This window comes from Streptomyces sp. Tu6071, assembly GCF_000213055.1.
Classification (GTDB): Bacteria; Actinomycetota; Actinomycetes; order Streptomycetales; family Streptomycetaceae; genus Streptomyces; species Streptomyces evansiae.
Genome location: NZ_CM001165.1, coordinates 1,134,012 through 1,158,779, shown reverse-complemented (window position 1 = coordinate 1,158,779; position 24,768 = coordinate 1,134,012). Strand labels below are relative to the sequence as shown.

Annotated in this window: 5 protein-coding genes; 1 reads left to right on the top strand and 4 read right to left on the bottom strand. The window is 73.7% G+C overall.

The features are described from left to right. Nucleotide 1 precedes the first annotated feature (1 nt). On the top strand, nucleotides 2-17,197 hold the full coding sequence (locus tag STTU_RS04815) for a hypothetical protein (protein ID WP_007820354.1): 17,196 nt from the start codon (nucleotides 2-4) through the stop codon (nucleotides 17,195-17,197). A 103-nt stretch (nucleotides 17,198-17,300) separates the two neighbouring features. Here the strand turns inward: STTU_RS04815 and STTU_RS04810 are convergent, their stop codons facing one another. From STTU_RS04810 to STTU_RS04795, 4 genes are all read right to left on the bottom strand, one after another. Further along, nucleotides 17,301-18,230 carry an RICIN domain-containing protein gene (locus tag STTU_RS04810; RefSeq protein WP_007820353.1) on the bottom strand — a complete coding sequence of 310 codons (930 nt, stop codon included), beginning with the start codon at nucleotides 18,228-18,230 and terminating at the stop codon, nucleotides 17,301-17,303. Nucleotides 18,231-18,404: 174 nt separating this feature from the next. After that, nucleotides 18,405-20,453, bottom strand: coding sequence for an ATP-binding protein (locus tag STTU_RS04805; protein ID WP_043254168.1), 2,049 nt, complete (start codon nucleotides 20,451-20,453; stop codon nucleotides 18,405-18,407). Between the two features lie 631 nt (nucleotides 20,454-21,084). Further along, entirely contained in the window at nucleotides 21,085-22,824 is a 1,740-nt protein-coding gene (locus STTU_RS04800) for a GAF domain-containing SpoIIE family protein phosphatase (protein ID WP_043254166.1), read from the bottom strand. 903 nt (nucleotides 22,825-23,727) lie between these two features. After that, the gene (locus STTU_RS04795) at nucleotides 23,728-24,612 is read right to left on the bottom strand and encodes a histidine kinase dimerization/phosphoacceptor domain-containing protein (RefSeq protein WP_007820349.1); all 885 of its coding nucleotides are present in this window, start codon (nucleotides 24,610-24,612) and stop codon (nucleotides 23,728-23,730) included. Nucleotides 24,613-24,768: the final 156 nt, after the last annotated feature.

Here is a 24,768-nt window from a genome sequence, read left to right as displayed (position 1 = left end):
CATGGCTTCCGCGGATTCGGTACTCAACACCATCAAGCTCGAGGACATCTACGCCCTCGGCAACGCCTGGATCAAGCTGGGGGACGAACTCCACGAGCGCCGGACCGCGGTCGACTCGGACGTGGCCGGCATGACGTGGACGGGGGCGGCGGGCAACGGGGCCCGGCTCGCCTGGACGGACGCGACCGCCAAGAACCTGGACGACGCGATCGAGACCGCCTGGACCGTCGGGCAGACGATCAACCGGTACGCCGACAAGCTGCACGAGGCGGCCGAGGAGTACGCGAAGAAGCTCAACGCGATGATGTGGGCCGACATCCTCGGTGCCCTCCTCGGTGCGGTCTTCTTCTACCTGGGGCCGCTCCTGGAGAGCGTGCTCGCCATGATCGGGCAGCTCATCGCCCGGCTCATCCCGGTCATCGCCTCCATGGCGGGACGCCTCGGCCCGATCGGCAGCGCCGTGGTCGGTTCGATCGGCGGCGCCGTGATCGGGTCCGCGTCCGGGCTCGCGTTCGATCTGGGGGTCGGCGCGGCAGGAGCCGCGATCGCGCACACGGACTACGACATCGACTGGGGTGCCGAGGCGCTGACACTCGGTATCGGTGGCGGCTTCGGCGGGATCGCGGGAGGCCTCGGGGGATACCACGGCGTGCCGAAACCCGGGTCGCCCGGTGGCGTCCCCGCCGGGAGCCCGCCCGTGAAGACCCCTCCGGTCCCGAAGACGGACCGCACCGGCGACGCCGACTCGGTCGTAGGAGGCGGCAAGGACAACACCTTCAACCCACCGCCCCCGCAGACCAGGCGCGGCGGCAACGAGTCCCCGGCCGGCTCCGGCGGAACTCCACCTCCTGTCAAGGGCGGCGTCTCCGTCAACGACTCGGCACCCACCAGCAGCGGCCCGGCCGGCGGGAACCGCACGCACGATGTCGGGATGCCCCCACCGCCCGCAGCGCGCGCCGAAGGCGCCGGGCGCGCCACCGGCACGCCCGCCCCGCTCACCAATAAGGCCGAGATCCGGAACGGCTCGTACTCCGGTGGCGAGCGCACGGGGGGAGAGGGAACGCGTTCCACGCCCCCGCCCACGACGGCCCCCCGACAGAGCACCCCGGACGGGACGCCCGAGGGCGGGAGCCAGTCGCGGCCTGTCCCCGTGAACCGCGTCGCGGAGAACACGGGCCCGCACGGGGACCGCTCCGGGCCGGGAGGCAACGGACAGGACACCCGCGCGGTGCCCCCGCCCGCCACCTCCGAACACGGCGTGAGCCATGCCGGGCCCCCGGCCCGCGACCCGGGAGGGCGGGCGCCTGCCGGCTCCGGCGACCGCGTCCAGAACGACGTGCCGCGTCGCGGCACCTCCTCGTCCCGGGAGCCTGTCGGGAACCAGGGGACGCGTACCGCTCCTCCGGTGACCGAACCCGCCAGGCAGGCGCCGGGCGGCGAGGGGGCGCAGAACAGTACGCCGCCACGTGCCGGCGGGCGCGGTGCCGACTCGCTCGGCACCGCGCCGCCCGCGGCCGAACGCCCCGGGGGGACGAACAGCCGCGACGATGACACGAACCGCTCCGCCCAGCGCGCGCCCGCGGGCGGTCACTCCGAGCGGATCGGCGACCAGGGCGCGGTGCCGAAGCCGCCCGCGCACGGCAATCCGGCCGAGCGAGTGCGTACGGGAGACAGCTCGGACCATCTCGCCCAGCCGCCGGCGAATCGGAGTGGTGAGCCCGGGGGAGTGGACGATCCCTCACGGCAGTCCGCCGGGACCGGCGGCGAGCGTCGGAACACTCCCGTACCGGGCGGCGGCTCCCGCGACACGACCGAGACGGGACCGGGCGACGCCGTTCCGCGGGCTTCCCGTCCCGCGCCGGGAGACCAGCCGGTCGCGCCGCCGCCGGCGCGCCGTCCCGACGCGGACGGACGGACCCAGCAGCCCCCGGCCGGCGAGCGGCCCGTCACCGGGACATCGCGGACCGGTGACGGCCATGAATCGCACTCCGCTCCGCCGCCTCGTGGCGACCGGCGCGGCTCGGACACGGACGGCTCGGGCTCCACTCCCTTGCGGGAGAGCCCGGGGTGGAGCCGGCGACGCGTCGACCGGATGTGGGAGGACGCCCGCGACAGCGGCCTGTCCGAGTCCAGGACTCGCGCCCTGTACGACGACTGGGCCGACGCCCGTGTCTCCGGTGACAAGGCGGCCGAGAACAAGGCCGCTTCCGCCTGGTTCGACGCCGTCGCCGACGCGCGCGTCGAGAAGCAGCTGAACGGTATGCGCGACCACCGCCCGCCGAGGACGCACGGGCAGGACGACACCTCCTCCTCGGCGGCCCCGCGGCCGGGGGACGGACGGGGTACCGGCGGCGGTGACAGGGACGGTCATGGCCGTCAGAACACCGGCGGCCGTGGCAGGGACGGCGACGGACAGAACCGTCCGGGTGAGCCGTACCCCGGTCAGGAGCGCCATGGCGCCCCTCCGCTCAAGGAGAGTCCCGGCTGGAGCCGGCGCCGCCTGGACGCCATGTGGGAGGACGCCCGCGGCAGCGGGTTGTCCGCCGCCAGGACCCGGGAGTTGCACGACGACTGGGTGCGGGCGCGGGCCACCGGCGACTCCCCGGCTGAGAACAAGGCGGCCACCGCCTGGTTCGACGCCCTCCGTGAGTCCCGTGCGGAGCAGCAGGCGCACAGCACGAGCGACCATCGGACTCCGCATCCCTCCGCCCAGGACGGCACCTCCTCGTCCCCGCTCCCCAAGCCCGTTGACCGGCCGGGGAACGGCGGCGACGGCCGCGGCGGGGCCGCTCACGGTGACACGCTCCCGGACGGCTCACGCTCCGGCGGAGCGCCCGAAGCCGGTGGCGCGGGCCGGGGTGAGAACGGTGGTGGCGGCAATGGCCCACGCACCTCGCGTACCGGTTACGGTGACGACGGCGACGACGCGTACGGTGGCCGCGACGGCCGGGCCGGTCGCGACGACCGGTCCGGCGGCGACGGCCTCGACCGAAGCGGACGGTCCGACGGCGACGGGCACGGCGACGTCTCGCGGCGATCCCCGGGCGGTGGCGCTCCCGTCACCGAACGACCCGGAAACGGACGGGTGACGGTCGCGGAACGCGAGCGCCCGTCCGTCCCCGACTGGCTCGACTCACTCGGCAAGCACAAGCGTGACGCCCTGTGGGACCAGGTCCACGGGGCCAGGGACGGGGAGACGGGGCCCCCCGCCGCTCCGGCCCGCGAGAGCGGTCCGGACTCGGCCGGGCGGAACGACTCCTCCGATGTGCCCCCGCCCGCCCGGGACCACGGCACGCCGTCCGGCACCGCGCGGCGGGAGGCGGGCGAGGAGACGCCTCCCCCCGCGCCCGGTCGGACCGATGACCCGGCCCCCACCCTCCGGCCCGGTTCGGGCGGGGACCGGTCGGGGGTGGATCGGGAGATCGCGGAGCGGGTGGCGAACCGTACGCCGGAGCAGTTCGGTGATGTCGTCCGGCGTCATGCCGAGCGCAACGGTATGTCGTCGGCGGAGGCCGGTGGTTGGGCGAAGCAGGGGGAGCGGGCGTGGGCCGCGGGTGGGGACCTCGGGCGTTTCCGGGAGCGTTTCGATCAGCGGGTCGAGGAGCTGGGGGCGAAGAGGCACGAGGGCACGGCGGGCGCGACGACGCCTCCGGCGAGGGACGAGCCGACGAGCGCGGCGCCTGTCACGAGCCGTCCGGCTCCCCAGCCGACCAAGGAGGAGGGCGTTTCGGCGCTGCCGTCCGGGCACGGCGTGTACGAGGGAATGCTGCGGGACCACGGTCTCTTGAAGGACGGCCAGGGCGTGTCCGGTCGCGCCCGCGACGAGGTGTACGAGGAGCACGTCCCGGCAAAGCCCTCGGCGTCCGCCACGAGGGAGACGCACGCACAGGAGGCCGTGCGGAGTCCCGCCACCGAGACGGGTCAGCGCGAGCGGATCGCGGGGATGTCGCCGGACGAGTGGGGCAGGGCGATGGAGCGGCACGCCCGGGGGCAGGGCCTCGACGCGCGGGAGGCGGCGCGGTTCGGCGCGGCGTATCGCGAAGCGCGCATGGAGGGCGACGCACGCGGGTGGCAGCGCGTCGAGGAGAGCGTGGCGAGCCGCTTGCTGGACCACGCGATCGAAGACCGGGTGGCGAACCGTTCCCCCGAGCAGTGGAGCGATCTCGTCCGTCGATTCGCCGAGCGTCACGGTATGTCGTCGGCGGAGGCCGGTGGTTGGGCGAAGCAGGCGGAGCGGGCGTGGGCCCCGGGCGGGGACATCGCACGTTTCCGGGAACGTTTCGACCAGCGGGTCGAGGAGCTCGCGACCGCGAGGATCACCGACGACACGTCCCGCACGCCGTCGCCCGTCGCCACGAACGGAGAGGACGCGGGGGCGTCGGGCACCGGCCTGCCCGCGATCTCCCCCGAGCGTGCCGGCGTCGAAGCCCAGCGGCGCGGGGGAGGAGAGCCCGCGCGCGAGGAGGCTTCTCGGGAAGCCCCCGCTCGCGCCGTGCCCGCCCCGGAGGAACCCACCACCCGGCGGCGGGACACCGCAGAACCGGCGACCCGTTCCGGGGCCGGACCAAGGGGCGCGGTAGACGACACGGTCCCTGCGACGGCCAAGCCGGCATCGCCCGCGTACGAGGCCGTCCCGGCCGTGGTGAAGCCCGCTCCGGGCAGGGAAGAACCCGCCGACGAGCCGGTCGGCGGCGTGCCGGTGGTCACCTATCCCGCGACAGCCGGCCCCACCCGGCACACCTCGAACGCGGCGAACAGGGCGCCCGTGGAAGACCAGCCGGATACCTCGCGCACCGAATCCGTCGAGACGGCGGACCCCTCGCGCGGCGAGCCCGCCGGAGAGCGGGACGCCGCACCGACCGGGCCCGTTTCCCCTGTGCGGGAAGCGACCCCGGCCCCCCCGCCGCCACTTCCGCACACGGGAGCGCAGGCTGCTGCGGGGCAGCGGCCCGTCGGCGCCGCCGCCGACGAATCGGTGCGGCTCGCCCCGCAGGCACCCGGGCAGTCCTCTTCGTCCGGCCGGGTCCCCGGGATCATTCGGGAGTGGGTGCAGCGTTCGGGTGGCGGGCGTCGTTCCGAGGAACTGCGCGCGGTCGATCGCGCGGTGCGGCGTCTCCAGGAAGGCTGGGGTGGCCCGAACGAGGCGGCACTGCGCGACCGTGTGACGCACAGGATCGCCGAGTGGCGGGCGACGAAGAGTGGAAGGAGTTCGCGCGACGAGGCGGTCAGGCGTCTTCGGCGGGAGATCGAGGAGCGCTCGGCGCAGCCGGCGGCGGGTGCGGCGGGATCATCCCGCCGACGCTCGCCGCGCGACCTGGGGCAGAGGAGTGCCGCACCGCTGCTGCCGTCGCCGGAACACACCCCCCAGGTCGAGGGTTTCGCTCCGGCGCGAGGCTTCGAGGCCGAGGTGCACCTCATGCGTGTGGCCGTGCCGCGTGACGTGGACCATCGCGCGCTCGGCACGCTGGTGAGTGTGGACGGCTTGCTCGACATCACCATCGATCACGTGGGCGAGCATGCCGTCCTGGAGATCGTCTCGCGCCCGGCTCGTGCCCTCGCGGGCGGCCAGGACGACGGACGCGCGGAGCCGCGAGCGGTGGCGACGGCGTTCCTGGACGCCTTGCACCGCATCGCGCACGCGCCCCGTACTGCTCGTTTCCCGGCGCTTTTCCCCGCTTCGCACGGTTACACCGTCGACATGGAAGCGGAGGAGTTGTGGCTCCAGGAGCACCCCTCCACCCAGATCCTGGTGCACCACACCGTGGCCGTGCCAGTGGCTGGCTATCCCGCCTTGTTGCGGCATGTGCTGGGCCGTATGCGTCCGGCCGCCGGGCCCGTCCTGACGGCCGCGCACGAGGACGGCCGTCAGGCTCTCCTCGTGGGCGAGGCTGGTGGTAGCCGGTTCGCCGAGTGGCTGCGGACGTACCCCGAGTGGGCGGAGGCGGCCACGGCGTCCGACATGGCGGATCTCGTGGGTGCTCTCACCCTGGGGTACGCGCAGGTGGCCTCGGCCTTCCGCGGTCGTCAGCCCAGGACGAACTATCCCAAGGACTGGACGGCGGCGACCTCGCGCGAGTCGCTGGCCGCGGTCCGTGCCTCTCTCGGTGCCGCGCCCCGCGCCTTCCTCGAGCACCAGGCCGCGACTCTGGCGGGGGTGATGGGCTCCGCTCTGGGCTATGACGGCGATCCGCTGACGCAGCGCTTGCGGGACGTCGGTCTGGGCCCGCGGCCCACCCTCGGCGAGTACCTGGACAACTTGCTCCGGGAGAGTCCCGCCCGCCCCGTGGACCAGTACGAATCGCACGTGGTCCGCTCGAACTTCGACACCCTCGACAGCAACCCCGACGGCTGGGGGCGTCCGCGCATCGTGCCGGCGGCCGTGCGGGTGGAGGTCCGCTCCTACGCGCCTGTCGACTCTCGTGATGACGATGTTCTCGAACAGTCGGACACCCTGGCCGGGGTGGCGCTGGAAACCTACAACGAGGCCCGCGCGGTGCGCGGCCTGCCGCCGGTCGGCTATGCCGCCTACCCCGCGCCCCCGGCGCCGGTGCTCGACCGGCCGCGCCGCGTTCCCGCGACCGAGACACCGCGTTCGGGGCCGGTGCCGGTCCCCGCGCCAGGGACGGGGAGAGTACTGCCCGCAACCCTGGCGGAACTGGCCGACACCCTTCCCGGCCTGAGCGCGTCGGAGCGCGACGCGCGGCTGGGGGCGCTCGCACCGGGTGACAGGTCCCGTCTGGTCGCCGATCCCGGGCTCGTGCGGGCCATGCGCGAGAGGCTGGATGACGCCGCATTCCGGGAACTGGCCGCCGATTGGCTCGTCGTGGTGCCCGACGGTGTCCACGACCCGGAGGAGGCGCGCGCGGAGGCGCGGCGTCTGGTCGAGGAGATGACCGCCGACGCCGATGTGGCCGAGGCGCTGCTCACCACGGGCCGTCACCTGCTCGTCGTGCCCCGCGACGTTCCTTTCACCGATGTCGATGCCTTCCGCGGCCTGCGGGGCTCCGACGGTCGCTCGCTGCGCACGGCGCGAGGCGGCTACGCCCGCGGGCGTGCGGGCGTGCCGGAGGAGAATCTGCTCGGTGAACCCGCCGCGGTCCACGGTGCGGGTACCTACGCGGACGGCTACTCCAGCGCACGCCACGAGTGGGCCCACGCCGTCGAGTCCGTCCTTGATCCGGCCGACCGGCAGCGGATCGAGGACGTCTTCCACGCCAAGCGCGCCGCCCAGGCCGCAGGTGAGACCGTTCACTGGCCCGACGGAGCCTTCCCCAACTATTCGTCCTCGGACCCGCACGAGTACTTCGCCCAGCTCACGACCGCCTACCACGCCGCGAACGCCGGGATCGACGAACTCTCCGGGGCCCGCCGCAACAACGGCGCCGACTGGGTCGAGCGACACGATTCCGCCCTCCTGCCCCTCCTCCAGCGCCTTTACGGTCCCGGCCGTCCCGCCGCACGCGGCGGCCTCGACAATCCGCTCGTCCTCAGCGCCTTCCGGGCCTTTTGGACACGCGTCGAAGAGACCCCCTCCCCGACACCCCTCCCGGACTCCTCCGCGGTAGTCGCTCACCCCCTCACACCGCGTGGCGGTACCGAAGGCACCGCCTGGCATCCCGCCCCGCCGACCGGCGACGGCTCCGCCGCGCGGGCCGCCATCGATCCCAGGATGGCCGGAGTGCTGCGGCGCGCCTTCGGCGAGGGCGTCGAGGCCAGCGGTCAGTTCCCGGGTCTCTACACCGCCCTGCACACGCTCGTCGGCGCCCACCAGGCCACCCCCCGTCTCACCGGGACCCCCTTCGACTTCGACTCGGTCGTCCGGCGCCTCCTGCGCGTGGCCCCGGGACAGGAGGTCGGACCCCAGCAGCGTATGGAGGCGTTGCAGACCGTCTCCAGCGCGGCGCGCGCGGGCTGGTCCGGCGACCTGCCCTCCCTCGTCGCCTACCGTGTGGGAAGGATGGGCGCCTTCGGGCCCGCGTCGGTGCTCACCGACGCCTCCGGCACCTTCCTCGGCCGCAACTTCACCGGCCGTACGGGGCTGGTCCTGGACGCGGACAGCGTCCTCGCGCCGGGGGAGGACAACCGCCTGCACACCGCTCGCGGCCCCTGGAGCGGAACCCGCCCGCACGTGGCCGTCGCCGAGCGCGACGAGGAGGGCGGAGACGTCCTGGTCGCCGTCGGGAATGGCGACACGGTCACACTCGACGAGGCCGAGTTCGCCGCGCTCGTCGGTGCCGACCCGAGGCGCGACCCGAACGCCGCCGTCGTGGTGGGTGTCGGGCCCCGTCCCCGCGACACCTCGGAGGTGCTGACCCGGCTCGTCGCGGACGCGGCCGGGACGCGCGCGTGGGGCGTCACCAGGCCCTACCGGCTCCAGCCCGTCGCCGAAGGAATCCGGGCCTTCGCCTTCCCCCCCGTCGCGGACGGCGAGATGACCCCCGTGGGCCTCTGGGTCCCCGCGGACCCCGGCCTCGTCCCCGGGCCCGGATCGACGATCCAGGCGGCCGACGCCACGATGTTCGCCGACGAGGACCTGTCCTCCTACCCAATCCTCACGGCGGACGGGCAGGAACTGGCCGGGCGCGCGCACCTCGACGAGGCCGATGTCGCCCGTCGTGAGGAGGCGCTGCGCCACGTCTCCGAGATGCTCTACTACTACGACGACCTGGAGCCGATCCCCGGTCTCACCAGCGGTGCCTCGGGCCCACTGCTCCTCCTGCCGCGCGGCCTCTCCGGTTCCTACGTGTCCATCGGCCACGGCGAACGCGGCCGTGTCGTCCTGCCCCGCCGCGGCACGGGTGCCAACCACGCCGTCCCGGCGCGCGAACTCGGCGGCGTGCTCGCTCGGCGGCCCAGCGTGCGACGGCTCGCGCCGGACGTACCACTGTGGCTTCTGTGGTGCGAGATCGCCATGGTGCGACCGGGCGCCGACCCGCTCACGCGCCCGGCGGCGGCCCAGGAGGTCGCCAACCGGACCGGACACCCCGTGCTCGCTTCGGACGCCGCCGTCGCCATCGAGGAGGCGCATGGCGATAATCCGCCACGCGTCGTCAAGACGGACGACCCGGCACGGCCCCGGTACTCGTGGTACCAGTTCCTTCCCGAGCCGGACAGCCGGCGGCTGGACGCGTTCGCCGACCTCGCCGGGATGGCGGCGGACACGGCGCGGCGCACCACACGCGTCCTGCGCTGGATCCGCGCGCTGCGTCTCGTCCAGGGGTTCGACATCGACACGCGCCCGGAGCGCCAGGACGAGTTCCTGCCCCTCCTCACCGGCTTCGGCACGCTGGAGAGGCTGCGCCTGTCGCAGGGGGCCGGCCCGCTCGGGTGGCGGGAACTCGAAGTCCTCACCCACGCCGAGGCGTCGCGGTCCGGCGCCGAGCCCGGGCCGGTGAACCCCGACACGCTGCGCGCCGTGCTGGACGCCGCGAACACCGGCACGTTGCGCCTGCCCGCCCCGTCCCGGGACGAGGACGTCCGGCAGGCGCCCCCGGCGCCCGACCACCCGGCGGCCCACTCGTCGGAAGAAGCTCTGCTGGCCCCGCCCACCCCCCCGGCGCCGTCCCGTGAGACGCCGGCGGGCAGCGGCCGCGTCGCCGACATCGTGCGCATGTACGAGGAGATGAGCCGCCGGGTCGAGGAGCACGAGGCGGCCACCACACCTCCCGCACCGGAAGAGGACGGCGTCACCGGGACGGAGACTCCGCCACGGGACGGATCGCGTCCCGTGGCGGAACGGGTCACCGGTGTACCCGCGACGGTGCGTGAAGTCCCCGCTACCGCAAGGGGAGGCGAGTCCCCCGCCCCTGCGCGGAAGGACGAGCCCCCCGCTCCGGGCCGGGAGGCCCCGGCGCGCGTGACGCCGGACGCCTACCTGGAGGAGCGCGGACTGACACCCGTGCACATCCTCCCCACCGGCGACACGACGACACACCTGCTCACCGCAGTCGCCCCGGCCGAGACCTCCGCGCTCGCACGAGGCGAACGGCCCGTGACCCCGAGCGAGCTGAGGGAACGCTTCGCGGACGAACTGGCCGCGGAACTCGCGCTGCCCGAGGCGCGGCGTACGCTCGCGCTGCCTGCCGAGGGCCCTCACCCCGGCGTTCCGCTGCTGCCCGGCGCCGAGCCGGACGCGCTCGTGGCCGGAATGCGGACGGGTACCGGCCCGGCCGCCTCCGAGTGGCTCGCTCTCGCGGTGGCCGGGCCCGTGCTCGGCCTCCGCGTCGTCGTGCTGCTGCCCGACGGCCGGGCCTGGGCCGCGGGCCCGCGCGAGGGACGCGAGGTCGTCCTGTTGCACACCCCGGACCCCGCCCCGCACACCTCGCGGTGGGTCGCCACGGAACGCGCGGGCGCCGCCCGCGAAGCGGCCCGGACCACGCCGCCTCCGCCTGCCGTGCGCCCCGCCCCGGCAAAGCCGTCCCCCGCACCGACGGTGCCCGAGACCTTCTTCGGGATCGATCCCCGGCCCGTGCCCGCGCCGCTGCACCCGGCCGGCACCGCACCCCTCCCGCGCCCGGAGGAAGCCGCCCCCGCCCCGGGCGCCGCCCCACGAGTCATCCCCGCGCGGGAGGTGGCGCCGGCAGCTGCCGGCACCGCGCCGGGAACCCGGACGTCGACGCGAGCGACGGAGGGGAGAACTCCCACCGAGGCCGGAACATCTCGCCCCTCCGAGGAGGCCACGAGCGGAAGGACCCACGTCCCGCCTGCTGAGGAAGCCGCCGCGGAGGAGACGGAAACCCGTACCGGGCCTCGTGAGGAGGCCGCCACCACGGAGACCACCGAGACGCCTGCCACGACGGAGATCACCGGAACGCTGCCCGCCTTCTCGCCGTACATCCAGGCTTACGGAGCGCGCCACGACGGCTCGGTCGGCTTCGTGGCCTGGGAGCTCCCCTCCGCCGAGGTGCTGAGCGGCCTGCGCGGCCAGATCGTGGCCGCGCTGCCGATGGACGCCGACGACACGCGGGAGACGGTGCGCGCACACCTGAACGAGACGCTGGGCTCCGCCGAGATCGCCGAGAACCTGCCCCGGATCCGTGGCAGCAGAGGCCATCGCATGACGGTACGCGTCGGTGAGGTCACGCACACGGTGGACATACGGCTGCGCCTCACCACCCCGCGCCCGGACCCGCGCACCGGCATCACCCGGAACCTGCCGCGCACCCGCCGCCTGGAACGGCAGAGCGAGGGCGTCCAGGCTCTCACCTCGACGCAGGGCTCCGGCACTTCGCGCACCTTCTCACTGCCCTACGTCGCATTGCCCCAGCCCGCCTCGGGCCCGGTCCGCTGGATCGCCGTGACGGTGACGCCCAACGTGACCATGCGTCAGCGCACGCTCAACGTCGGCCTCAGCGAGAGCCTTTCGGTCAAGGTCCTCCAGCGGGCGGGCGACGACGCCGGCGCCGTGCGCTTCGACGGCGTCTGGCAGGTCCGTGTGGACGGCGCGGCGGACAGCGCCGAAGGCTGGGGCCCGGAACACGTCCACGGGCCCATGCACCTCTGGTTCCCGGGCAACCGGATCGGCGCGGAGGGGACGGCGGCGCCGCTGCCGCGCGCCGCGGGACTCGACACCTTCCCGCTGTGGGGCATCGACGACGTCCTGGACACCGACCTGCGCCCCGCACAGATCATCGAGCACCCGCAACTCCCCGGGCTGCGCGCCCTCGGCGAGGGATCACGCCACGCTCTGGAGGGCTTCCTCGACGAGCAGATGAACAGGGGCTCCCTGCACCTGCAACGCGACCGCGGCGTCATGTCCCCGCTCCTCACCGACGACGAGGGAACGGCTCTGGGCCTCCTCCGCGTGCGTGCCGTCGTCACACCCGGCGAGCCCACCGCCCAGACAGCCGACGGGGACAAGTCGCTCGAACTCCGGTTCACGCACACCACGGGCACCGAGCGCACGGCGCGCTCGGTCAGCGGTGCCGGCCTGACAGTCAACGTGGCCCCCACCTTCACCCCCAGCACGGCGGCCGGTCATCCCGGCGCCGAGGATCGCTGGGGCGGCCGGGTATACGCCAAGTTCCTGGGGTCCTGGCAGTCGGGGGACACGTTCAGCACCACGTCCAAGGCCGGACTGATGCACGGACTCACGGCCTCCAGCGGGCAGTTGCTGACCCCCGCCGCCGTCGTCTACGAGTTCACCCTCCTGCGCGCCGGAGGCGGGACGCAGGGCCCTGTGCGGGTCGAACGCGGCGGGGAGAGCGTCCAACTGCGGCTGCTGCCGGAGGAGACCGCCGCGGGAGCCCCGCCCACGGACGAGGAGGCCCGCGTCCTGCCGGCCCACCTCGACGCACTCGCCGCCATCGGCTACACCGCTGTGCCACTCGCCCTCGAGGGCGTGGACGAGATCTTCGATCGCGCCGAGACGCGGCTGCGGGAGCTGCGCTACCTGCCGCCGCTCGCACACCAGGTGTGGGAGGGACGGCTCCAGGACAGGCGCGCCCGTGCCCAGCTGACCAACCTCCAGCGCTTCGAGCAACTGCGTTCCCGCATCGGCCGTGCCGCGGCCCTGCCGGACGCGGTCGAGGGCGGGCGGTCGCTGTGGCTCGAACTGCCCACGACAGCCGGCACCACCCGGGCCGAACTGCGTCTGGGCGTCACCCGCGACCGAGTGCCGCGCGCCGGAGACGCGGGGGCTCCCGCCGCCCGCCACGAGCTGCGACTACCGGGCATCGGCACGACCGCCACCGGCTCGCACGAAGCGCGTGGGACCCGGGAACGTTCCACCGCGTTCGGCGGAGGCGCCGGATTCGGCGGTGGCCCCCGCCAGCCGGCCGGAAACTGGTCCGTGGACTACGGTTTCGACGGTGTCGCGAACCGGACATGGGCCCACGCCGCGTCCAGCGGCTCCGCCATCGCGACCGAGCAAGCGGTGGGCAACCCCAGTGACGGTACGGAGATCTTCTCCGTACCCGCCCGCGTGGCACTCGACCTCTACGAAGGCACGTCGCCGGAGCCGGTCGCCCGATTCGCGGAGCCCCCGGCGCCGCGGGCCGAGCCCCTGGAGCGGATCACCGTCGCCACGGATCCCGAGGAGGACGTGCCGGGCCTCGATGTCCCGCCCGGCACGGAGACCGCCCCGCTGAGGACACTCGCACCGCGCCCGGCGACCACCGGCGCGGAAGACACCGAGGAGCCGCGCACCGAGGAGGATCTCGCCGACAGCGCCGATGAGACCGAGGCTCCCCCACCGGTCCAGGCGCCGCCCGGCACCGTGACCGCGACCGTCCGGCTCGCGGTCACGCACCACCGGACGGAACCGGACCCCGGCCGGGCCCCGGCCACCGGCAGCGCCACCACCACCGGCACCGAGGCTCCCGCCGCACCGCGGGAGGTGCCGGAGGTGCCCGCTTACACGATCCGCGCGCCCCGCACCGGTCCCGGTCAGGACAACGACCGCTTCCGGCTCGGCCTCGTCGACGCCGAGGGCAATCCGCTGCCCGGCATCACCAGGCTGCCCGACGACGCCACCGCCGACATCTTCCGTGCCACCGAAGCGATCCAGGAGGCCCTGCGTCTCGTCGCCGCCGAGACCTACCCGGGACGGCCCGCCCCCGGCGTCTTCGGCCGCGTGACCGCGGCCGCCTCCCGCGGGGCCGCCGTCCTGCCGGTCGTCTCCTCGGCCGTCGCCCACCTCGCCGGTCAGGACCCGCGCGACTGGGGCGCCTTCGCCAACGAGAGTGCCTACCAGCAGGTCCGCGTGGCGAGCCTCCTCGCGCGGGCCCATCAGATCCTCAACGGTGTCTACACCGCGGAAGGAATCGTCCTGCCCGGCCTCGGCGCCGACCGTCACCTCGCCGTGGACGTGGAGGGCTACCTGCACCACCCGGCGGTGCGGAGCACCTTCCCCGTCTCGGGCCAGAGCGACGTCAACGCGACGGACCTCGCCACCACGCGACGCACCCGGAGCAGCGCCGTGACCGGCAACGCCGAGCTGACCGCTCTGCGCGCCGCCCCCCGCCCGACGCCGCAGGGCACGGTGGCCCGGATCATCCAGGGCAACGTGGCAGGTACGCTCTCGCGCGCACACCGGGACGAGCACTTCGACGACATCGCCGCCACCAGTGCCACCACACGCGGTGGCACGGAAGGCGCGGGACAGCACCTCGTCACGACGGACCTCACCCTGCTGCTCACCGTCCGGCGCGGCACTGCCAACGTCCTGGGCAACGCCGTCGGCATCGGCAGCGAGCAGGACATCACCCTCGCCATCGATCTGCCCGGCGCCGTCCAGTTCCGGCTCTCCCCGACACAACTCCTCCGGGAAGCACGCTGGTTCACAGGAATAGAGGGCATCGACCTCCCGGCCGTCCCGGAGACGACCGTGTCACCGCCCGACGACTTCGCCCGCACCCGGACGCCCGGCTTCGGGGCCGTTCTGGCCGTCACCCCCCTCGACGACGCGATCACGCGCAGGCTGAGCCGTGACCGTCTGGGACGGGAAGCGGCGCGACTGGTGGAGCGCGTGGCTCCGGGCGTCACCCGCCCCGGCCACATCGCACACCTGCCGGGCGTCGCCTCCCGCATCGCGGACCTCACCGCCTCGCCGGGACTGCGCGCCCTCGTGGCGCGCGGCTCCGTCAGCCTGTGGTTCCGCTACGGGGCACGGGCCGACGCCCGCCTGGTCGAGCTGACGCTCGTAGCCGAGACCGAGGCCCAGACTCCTGCCCTGCGCGAAGTCCGGGGACGTCCCGGTGCGGAGAAGACAGGGGTCGAGCAGCAGTCCACGCACGCTCCGGGGAACACGATCGAGAGCGACACCGTCTCGCGTGTCGTCACCGGCCTGCTCGACCTCGGCCTGCGTGCTCCGCGAGGGCGTTCCCGCTACATCGACCGCTGGTCGGCACTGCCCTCCGCGAGCCGCACCCACGCGCTGACCCGCCGCTCCGACCACACCGCCGACGAGCGTTTCTGGCAGCGCACCGACAGCGTCGCGGACTTCGACCGGGTCGGCTACCGCCTGACCGCTTCGGTACGCACCACCCTCATCTCCACGGACGTCTTCGAGCTGCTGGGCGGGCTGCTCGGCGGGAGTCTGACCGCCGTGGCGCACCGCGGCGAGCGCCCCCTCCTCGAAGCCGTCCTGGATGGCTTCCTGCGCGGGGTGCCCCCTCAGGAGTCCACCGTCCCGGCCGACGTGGCGCTCCGTTTCGCCTCGGCCGACACCCGCGTCCGTTCCGCCGGCGAGGGAACGGCACCGACCGGCGTCGAGTGGACGCCGCTGCGCCCGCGCGTGAACGAGGAGGACCCGCGCCTGGCGCCGGCCGCCGTCGAAGGAGCGGAGGCGTCCCGTACGCTGCGGACCCACCCGCGGTTCGTCCCCACCGGGACCACTCCGCTCAGCCATTTCAACGCCTTCCCGGAGCTGGCCGAGGCGATTCGCGCCGTCGCGCCCGGTGTCGAGGGGCACTGGGGCCTGACGGCTGACAGCAACCCTGACGCGGCCAACGCGCGCCTCACCGAACTCGCCCACGCCGGACGCGGAGCGGCGCTCACCGCCCCCGGCACGGCGGCCGGCCTCCACCCCAGAATGCCCGGCAGCTGGCCCCTCTCGACGGACAACGCCTCGCACGTCTCGCTCCAGGTGGATGTCTACGACCCGCGGCCCTTCACGCCTGCCGCATCCGATGTCGCCGCGGACAGCGCCCGGAACAGCACGCGAGTCGACGTGAGCACCGCGAGCAGCAGCCAGGGCCTCGAACTGGGCCAGCGCTTCGCGCTCAGTGCCGATCGCGGCAACAGGCACGTGCCCGGTGGCAGCCAGCCCCTGTTCTCGGCGCAGCCCGTCACACGGAGCACCGACAGCAATGTGACCACCGGCGGCCAGTACCGGGTCAAGACCGGCACCGCCTCGGCAGGGGACACCTACACACACCTCGCGCACGCCGACGCTGTCGTCACCGTCACGGGGCCGCGGGGCATCCGCTATGTGACCGGCAGTGTGACCCTGCGCGCGGGGGAACGCGACCTGCTCGGCTACGGGGTCGTCAGCGAACCCTCCCAGCCCTGGGCGTACGACATGGACGTGCTGCTGCGTCGGCAGCGCCCTTCGCCCGCCACAGGGCGGGAGGAGGCTGTCGCCGCCCCACGGCACGAGGCGGCCGACTCCCGCGCCTGGATCCGGGAGCCGGTCACCGAGCTTCCCCGCCTGCTCGCCTCCGGGCTCGCACCGGAGCCGGACGGTGCGCAGCTGTGGGTGGATGTCGGCGAAGACCCGGACGGTTCCGTTCTCGGCAGGGCCCTCTACGTGGGCATTCGCGTCGCGGAGATCGCCCACCGCCGGGTGGAACTCGCCGTACGCGGCGCTACCGGGCTGCGATTCTGGCCGATCGAACCCGATGGTTCGCTCTCGGACGTGACCGCTACGACGCGGGAGGGATGGGAGGAACTGCGAACGGCCGGCAGCACCTACACCGCCGAGACCGAGGCGGAGGCGATGGCCCTGGCGGAGCAGCAGCCTCTGGAGGCCCGCCTCGACGGCCTGCGCGCGAACGTCGCGCGGACCGAGGGCGAGAGCGAGCGACTGCGCATCCGCGTGGAGGCGGCACGCACCTCCTACGAAGAAGCACAGTCCGCCGAGAACGGCGCACGCACCCGGCGCGGGGACACCGCGGGACGACTCACCGAGGGGCTCCGGGCTGTCGCCACGGCTGAGACCGAGGTGGAGGAGGCCGAGGAGTCCCTCCGCGCGTCGGACGAGCGGGTCCTCCGCGCGCGTGCGGCCGCCGTCCCCGCGCCGGACGGTACCCCCGCGCCGGACGCCGCCGTCGACGCCCTGCGCGCCGCCGAGCAGCTACAGCGCGAGGCGTTGCGCGCGTGGGGAAGCAGCGAGGGCGCACTGCGGGCGAGCCGCGCGGAGGTCGCCCGTCTCACCGAAAGGCTGGAAAGCCTGCAGGCCGAGCTGAGGGCCGCCGAGGGAATCACCGAATCCAGCCGGCTCGCTCTCCAGGAGCTCCGGGAGGACCACCGGAGGGCCGTCCAGAGACGGGGAGAGGCCGCGCGTTCCCTCGACGCCGTCGTGGAGGAGCTTCGCCGCCTGCGGCAGGAGCAGCGCGAACACCGCGCCCTGGCGCAGCGGGCGTGGCAGAGTCTCGCGGGCCTCGCGGGACGCCTGAGTGCCGACCGCTGCGCGGAGCTGACGGGCGGTTCCGGCTTCCCGCTGGACACCCTGACACCAGGTCCTCGGGGAAGGTGAGCACGGCCCGTCCGGAGCAGGACGTGCGAAGGGCCCGGCCGGGGAACTCCCCAGCCGGGCCCGTACGGAGAGGGTGGCTCCGCTCAGTCCGCCCGACCCGCGCTCAACTCAGCACGATCCAGCGGCTGTCGGCGTCAGTGCCGCACTTGTCGAGCTGGAGCCGGGCGGCGCGTTGCGTGGAGTCGTCCTTGACCTCCATGCACAGATTGCCGCTCGCCAGGTTGCGGATGCGCACCGTGCCCCCACCCGCAGGGTCGAGCCACCACTCCTGGTTGTCGGCGGTCGCGGTGTTGCAGACCCCCTCGACGAGGCCCCAGCCGGGCGAGAGCCCCTTGTAGCCGGGCAGGTCGATGCACAGATCGTCCTTGACGTTGATGAAGGAGACGAGGTCGGCACCGCCCGGTCCCTTGCCCGCGCGCCGTACGACCATGCTCCACAGCTGGTTGTCCTTGGCGCTCCCGTCGCAGTAGTACTGCATGACGTACCCGTTGACCTTGCCCGCGCCGTAGCCGCTGATGTCGGCGCACATGCCGCTCTTCACGTTCTTGAGGAGCACGCGGGAATGCCCCGCTGCCAGCAGGCGGTTGACCGTGCTGTCCGATTTCTTCGCGGCTGTCGGTGAGGGGGAGTCCTCGGCTGTCGGCGAGGAGGAGGGGGAGGGCGCCGCCTCGCGCGTCGGTGCCGCGACGACTGCGGCACCGCTCCCTGCCGCCGGCGCCTCGGCCGTCCTCGCCTTCTCCGCGGGCTTCTCGCTCGCCGAGGCCGAGGCGGAAGGCGAGGAGGGGACGATTCGCCGCTGCTGCGCGGCCTCCTTCAGAGCCAGCTTCTCCTTCGAGTCCTGATCGGACTGGTAACTGCGCCAGGCGCCGATGCCCATCGTGGCTCCGGCGGCGAGCGCGAGCACGGCCGCCGCCCCCGCGACCTTCGTGCCCACCCGGGAGCGGTCCCCCGGCTGCTGGGCGGTCTTGGTCAGCGCGTCGACGAAGCGTGCCCGCTGCCGTCGTTTCGTGTCGTCCTGTTCCGTGTCGCTCAACGTTCGTCCCCAAGTCAACGATGCTTCCAGTTCCCGATGGCCGCCCGGCCGCTTGTTCTCCGTGCCGGACTGCCGCGCACCACCTGCCGTCCGGCCACGCCTCACACGGCGTGCCCCACGGGGCGCACGCCGGGGCGGGCGGGGGGCCTCGACGTCCGTGGTCCCACGGTCTGTTCACCGGACCCCGACTCCGTACAGCATCCGCTCGCGCAGGAGCTCCGCGGCCTTCGCCAGTGCCTCCGCGTGGCGGCGCCGGTAGGTGCTGAAGGAGAGCCGCGCACGGCTGGCCGCCGCCCGCTGACTGCGCCGCTCGCCCAGGTACGTGATCTCCAGGATTTCGCCGAGTTGCGGCTGCCCCGTGTACTCGGGCAGCCGACGCACGGCCTCCACGAGCGCCCCTCGCAGCGCCACCGCGTCTCCTCCCGGCGGCACCAGACGTGTCGCCAGCAGGGGACTGTCGGCGAGCAGCCGCGGGTCCCGCGCGTTGCGGTAGGCGTCCTTGACGGCCTCCGCGAAAGCCGGCCAGGGCATCTCGGTCTGCGAAGGGTCGCTCGACGGGGCACTCAGCGCCGTCGGGTCGTCGGTGAGCAGCCGCTCGCACAAAGTACCCGCCCACGCGGCGAAACCCGTACCGCGCCAGTCCTGCGCGTACAGGAGAACGACCTCGCCCTGCCCGTTACTCACCGGGGCCTCGGCCCGCTGCCCGTACAGAGCGAGGAGCGTGGCCAACCCTGTCTGCCGCACGGGGACGCAGGTCCAGCTCACCGCGAGTCGCGGCACCCCGGCCCACAACGTGGTCAGTGCGAAGGCCGTCGCGGCCGGGGAGCCCGTACTCCACCGGGCGAGGAGTATCCGCTCACCCCGTCGCAGCGGGGCCCGTTCCCGTGTACGGGTCAGCGCCGCCTCCGCGACCGGGTCGTCGGGCAGCCCCGTCGCCCCAGCCTCCAGCCAGGGGGCGCAGAGGACGCCGGCGAGGACTCCGCCCTCCTCGGCGATCGAGAACGCGGACGGCTGCCGCTCCCACCAGGCGCCCGCCGTCGCGGCTGCCGCCGCGCCGTGTTCGGTGCCGATGGCACGGAGGACCGCGTCCTTGTCGTCGGGGCGGGCCGAGCGCAGGTGGAGCCGGTCGGACCCCTCCCAGTCCACGGCTTCCCGCACCGCACGGCTGAGGCTGCCCAGGTGGGTCAGGCCCGCCCCGAGCGCCCAGCGTCCGCCGGTGCGCCGCGTCAGCCGCTCCGTCAGGTGCGCGTGCAGTGAACGGTGCAGACGCTCGTACCTCTCCAGCCCCCGCCAGCGCAGGTCCGCGAGCAGCGTCCGGCGCACAAGCGGGTGTGGCACGAGTCCCTCGGCGGTGCTCCGTACGAAGGAGAGGTCCCGCAGCCAGTTCCCCAGCGCGTGAGCCTCCGCCAACCCCACGCCGAGCGTGTGCCGTATGAGTTCCTCGGTCGTGACACGAGCCAGGGCGAGAACCGCGAGGGCGTCGCTTCTGTCAGGGGTGGGGCTCTCGCGCAGCAGGAGGCGCAGCAGTTCGCCCACCAGCTCGGGTGACTCCTCCAGCGGGCCGATCGGGCCCGTTCCCTCGGTCTCGGCCTGCTGGCGGGCCTCGGCGAAGAGCGCGAGCGCCAGGGGAAGCCCGCACGCGGCCCGTGTCAGCGAGGCAACCGAGGAATCGGGCACACCTCGGTCACGCAGCAGCGCTTCCGCTTCGGTGTCGCTCATCGGGCCGAGTACGGCGGTGTGCAGCATGTCCCACCACTGAGGATCGGTGCGCCACTCGGCCGAGGGAGGGCGCCGGGCACCTACCAGAACCGGACGCTCGGCGGGCAGTCCCGGCAGATAGACGTCCCGGAGCCACGACTCCAGCGGGCCGAGCAGCTCCGCGGAGTCGATGACGAGCAGTTCGGGATCCTCCGGCCCGCCGGGGGCCCGCAGCGCGCTGAGGAAACCTTTCGGCGTCGGCGCCGTACTGCGCATGTCCACGAAGCGCACTGCCTTGCCCGACTCCCGCGCTTCCGCGACGAAGAGCCGCAGCAGCGTGCTCTTGCCCACACCGGCCATCCCGTGCAGCCAGAGGACCTGGCAGCCCGGCGGCGTGCCGAGCAGCGAGTCCCGCAGCAGCTGCAGTTCGGCGACCCGGCCGGTGAAGAGCCGCTGCCGCCGGGCCCAGGCCGTCCCCGCGCGGTGATCCGCGGGTCGCGCCTGGGGGGAGAGGGCTATGTGCATGGTCCACCTGTCGGACTGCTCCGGACGCGGTCGAGACGGCGCCCGAGAAGTGGGGGAGGGGGAAGCGAACGCTGCTCGCAGGAGCTCGGGGAGGCCACCCGTGCGGACCTTCACGGCGCTGTGTTCACGTCATGGCGCTACGGGTTCAACCGCCACCGAATACGAGCGCCTCGCGGGCCCGTCCCGGCGATGCCACTCCCGCCCGTGTCCGAGAACCCCATGCGTCATGAGAAGGACCGTACCTTCTGCCGTGCCCTGGTTCCCACTTGGCAAACCAATCGAGGACCACAGGCGGAGCCCGTTTTCTGCCCGTTCTGCCCCCCCGCGGGCAGAGAGAGGAGTGCGCTCCGGCGGGAACGGACCGAGCGCCCGTCACGGGAAAGGGCGTGAGGGCCATGGCTGGGGAAGCCGTGTGACGCGCCCGGTCCGGTGCCGTCCACCACCCGGTGGAGCTGCACGAGGATGTTGTCGCCGTCACCTGAGGACGCCGATGCTGTCGCACCCGCGTTTCCCGAATGCCATGGCCGGAGCAGTAGCACGGGGAGTCGCGACAGCCGGCTTTTTCAGCTGCGGATGGCTGAGGCACGGGTAACGGTGCGTGAGGTCCGCGCTGTCGGGGGCCGGTGTTCCGTCATGGTTCCGTCCGGGTGACTCGGACGGCGAGTACTGCCACGTCGTCCCGTTGCGGGATGTCCGCCAGGCCCTCGGAGAGGGCTTCCAGGAGGAGGGGCAGGGGTTTGTCGCGATGGCGGGCGAGCACGGCAGTCGTGCGGGCGGTGCCGATGTCGATGTCCGCGTCGCGGCGTTCGACCAGGCCGTCGGTGTAGAGGAGGAGCACACTGCCCGGCGGAAGATGGCGCGTGTGGTCGTGGCGGGACGGGTCGTCCCCCGATGTGCCGAGGAGGAGCAGATCGTGGTCGCCCAGGGAGGAGACGCCCCTTTCCGGGGTGTACAGCAGCGGCGGCGGGTGTCCGGCGTTGGACCAGGTCAGCCGCCACTGGCCATCGTCGAGGTCGAGGCGGGCGTGGACCGCCGTGACACCCAGACCCAGGGGCAGGGTGCCGATGGCCCGGTCGATCGCGTCGAGGGCGGCGGAGGGGGAGTGGGCCGGGTCGTCGAGGCTCGCCTGTCGGAGCATGCTGCGGATCTGGCCCATCACTGTGGCGGCCTGGACGTCGTGCCCGATGACATCGCCGATCGAGACCATCAGGGCGCGCCCGGCCGCCGGCGGCACCGTCGGCAGCGGATACGCGTCGTACCAGTCGCCGCCGACCATGTCCTGGTCGGCGGCCGGCAGATACAGGGCCGCCATGTCCAGGCCCGGCACGTCCGGCAGCTCGGTGAGCATCGCGGCCTGCAGTTGCTCCGCGGTGCTCAGCCGGTCGGCCACGAAACGGGTACGCTCCACCGCTTGGCTCACGTACCCCGCCACCGTGGTGAGGACGGCCTCCTCCGTGGGCGCCAGCACATGGGGGCGGGACCAGCACCACGTCAGGACACCGCGCCGGTCCGGCAGCGGAACGCACATCACGGACTCGAGACCCAGCGAGTCGTACCCGGCGACGGCCTCGGGCCCGTAGCCGCGCAGGAGCGTGGGACGGTTCGGTACGAAGACGGCGCGTTGCTCGCGCATGGCCAGGGCGCTGGGGAAGCAGGCGTCCCACTCCAGATGGTCGATGGTGCTCTCCACCGGCCGTACGTCCTCCGGGTCGATCACGCGCCACAGCTTTCCGCCGTCCGCCAGGAGCAGGCCCACGAAGGTGGGTTCGGCCGGCCCCTGGAACAGGTGGCGCAGGCGCCGGGTCAGATCCGTGAGATCGCGGGCGTGGGCGAGCTCGACGGCCGCGCGCAGAAGGAGGCCGGCGTGGTCGCGGTCGCGCTGGATCAGCTCCGAGGCGATCCTCAGCCTCAGCTCCATCGAGCAGGCCGCGGTCAGATCCTCGAGATCGCGCAGCTCGTCCGCAGTCCACTCGCGAGGCTCGTGATCGATGGCGCAGAGCGATCCGAGGACTTGCCCGTCCGCGTCGGTGAGCGGCATACCGGCGTATGCGATCACTTGGAGGTCGGGGATGGCGAGGCTGTCGCAGGTGCGGGGAGACGACCGGGTGTCGCTGAGGATCAGCGGCTTGCCGTCCGCGACGACGTGCTGGCAGAAGGAGTGGCTCAAGGGGGTTTCGCGCCGGGCCGCCCAGAGCCCGGACAACCCGACCATCCCGGGAAACACCTGCCGGTCGGCCTCCAGCAGCGAGACCAGGGACACCGGAACGCGCAGAACCCGCGTGACCAACCGGGCGAAGCGGTCCATGCCGGGGTCGGCCGCCGCGGTCAGCCCCGCCAGCCGCAGCGCTTCCAGCCTTCCGGAGTCCGTCATCCCGCGGCCTCCGTCGACTTGGCGGCGGAAGGCATGACCTTTGTCGAGCGCATTATCCAAATATAAAGGGAAAAAACATGATGTCCCAGCTACCGGGGAGGCGAAGTGGACGGGCGCGGGGGACGCGACGAGGAGGCGGTGATGCGCGCGTGGGCCGAGCCGGCGCGGGAGGGGCTGGCGGCGGAAATGCCGGCCGGGCAGCGGGGTGCGGAGGTGCGTCAGCTCGCGGCGATGGTGAGGGCGATGCCCGCGGGCCCGGCTCGTGACGCCGTGCTCCGCGAGGCTCAAGACATCGGCAGCATCGCCGCGGGGAAGACACGCGCGCGGGTCGGGGGGCGTGGCCCCGTACCAGAGCTGAATGCCTGGTGCCTGGGGGCATGGCGCCGGGGTGAGGGCCCGTACGGTGCGGCCTGCCGAGGCGCTGGCCGGCCGCGACGACCTGGGCTTGCCGCAGGCGGGCTCGGCGGTCCGGACCGGCGGGCGCGGCCTCGACGTCTCCGGCAGGAAGGGGCGGCCACTCGGCCTGCTCCAGGCGTCATCGGGCACGCTTTACGGGAACGCGCCGCAGCCCGGCGCCGACGCGGCGGCCCGTCGAGGTGGCAGGCGTGGTCCTGACTTCGGCCGGGCGGCCTCCGGCGGCTCCGCTCGTTCAACCGCAGGAGGGACGTGGAAGGTCAACTTGTACCTGCCAGTCACCCGCCTGCGTCACCCCTGCCTCCAGACGCCCCCCAGCCGCCGTGACCCGCTCCCGCAGCCCCACCAGTCCGTGGCCGCCGCTTCCTCCCGCCGGGTTGGTGATCGCTTTGGGGGGCTGGGGGTTGGTCAAGGCCAGGTGGACGGTTCCGGGCGCGGCATCGAGGCGGACGGTCAGCGGGGCGCCGGGCGCGTGCCGGAGCGCGTTCGTCAGCGACTCCCGCACCACGGCACACTCAGTACGGGCGGTAGTGGCCCCGAGCGGGCCGCGAGGTTCGCCTCGAAGTGCGGGACGGGGTCGTGGCGGGCCAGGAGGGCCTGGATCTCGGTGAGCGGGTCGGTCGCTTCGCGCGGCGTTTCCTCACGCAGGACCCGGACGAGCGCGCGCATCGCGTCGAGCGATTCCGTGCCGCCGCGCGCGATCGACTCCAGGGTCTCCTCGATGCGGCGCCGCTCCCCGATCCGCAGCGCCGCGTGCGCCTGCACGATGATCCCCGTCACGTGGTGACCGAGCAGGTCGTGTACATCGCGCGCGAGCGCCCTGCGTTCCTCGCTCAGCGCCTCCCGCGAGCGCCGCGCCGAGGACCGGACCGAGGCGCCCAGGACGAGGGCCCCGGCGAGCGCCGCCGCGAGCACGTACAGGCCGCCGAAGAATGCGCCCGTATCGCGCAGCCGCAAGGGTTGGAGCAGCAATGCCACCGTGAGTACCGCGGCGAGCAGCCCGGGCGCCCGCACCTCCGCGAACACCCGTACCAGGAGGACGAGCAGCGCCAGGGACTCCAGGACCCCCCAGTTCGCCGGCGCGCTCCCCTGCCACGGTGCCGCGAGCGTCACCGCGAGCGAGAGCGCCGCGATGCCCAGCGCCCGCACCCGCAGCGTGAGCGCGGGCAGGCGTGGGTGGTCCGGGAGCGCGCAGGCGGCGAGCGGACCGGTCAGCAGAACGGAGAGCCAAGCGGTGAGCGGTACGCCCCCGCCCCGCTCAGCTCCGGCGCGCAGCAGTCCCACGTCCGCGAGCCACACGAGCAGCAGGGTAGCGAGCGCCGCGGTCGAGAGCAGACGGCGGACGAGGGGGGCAAACGGAATTCTCCAGTCCATTCCTCAAGGGTAGGGAAGCCGCTCAGGGAGCGTGGCGGCCCCTCCGGAATCGCGTGGGTATGGCTTGTCGGCCGGACGACCCACACGGGTTCCGGCGAGCCCTCCTCGCGGACGAGGCCGCCCGCCCCCGCTCTGAAGAAGATTGGACCCGTACTC

What these genes read in the sequence shown, in the direction of transcription:
- STTU_RS04815 (WP_007820354.1), top strand. Translation starts at nt 2, where the DNA reads ATGGCTTCCGCGGATTCGGTACTCAACACCATCAAGCTCGAGGACATC.
- STTU_RS04805 (WP_043254168.1), bottom strand. Translation starts at nt 20,453, where the DNA reads ATGCACATAGCCCTCTCCCCCCAGGCGCGACCCGCGGATCACCGCGCG.
- STTU_RS04800 (WP_043254166.1), bottom strand. Translation starts at nt 22,824, where the DNA reads ATGACGGACTCCGGAAGGCTGGAAGCGCTGCGGCTGGCGGGGCTGACC.
- STTU_RS04795 (WP_007820349.1), bottom strand. Translation starts at nt 24,612, where the DNA reads ATGGACTGGAGAATTCCGTTTGCCCCCCTCGTCCGCCGTCTGCTCTCG.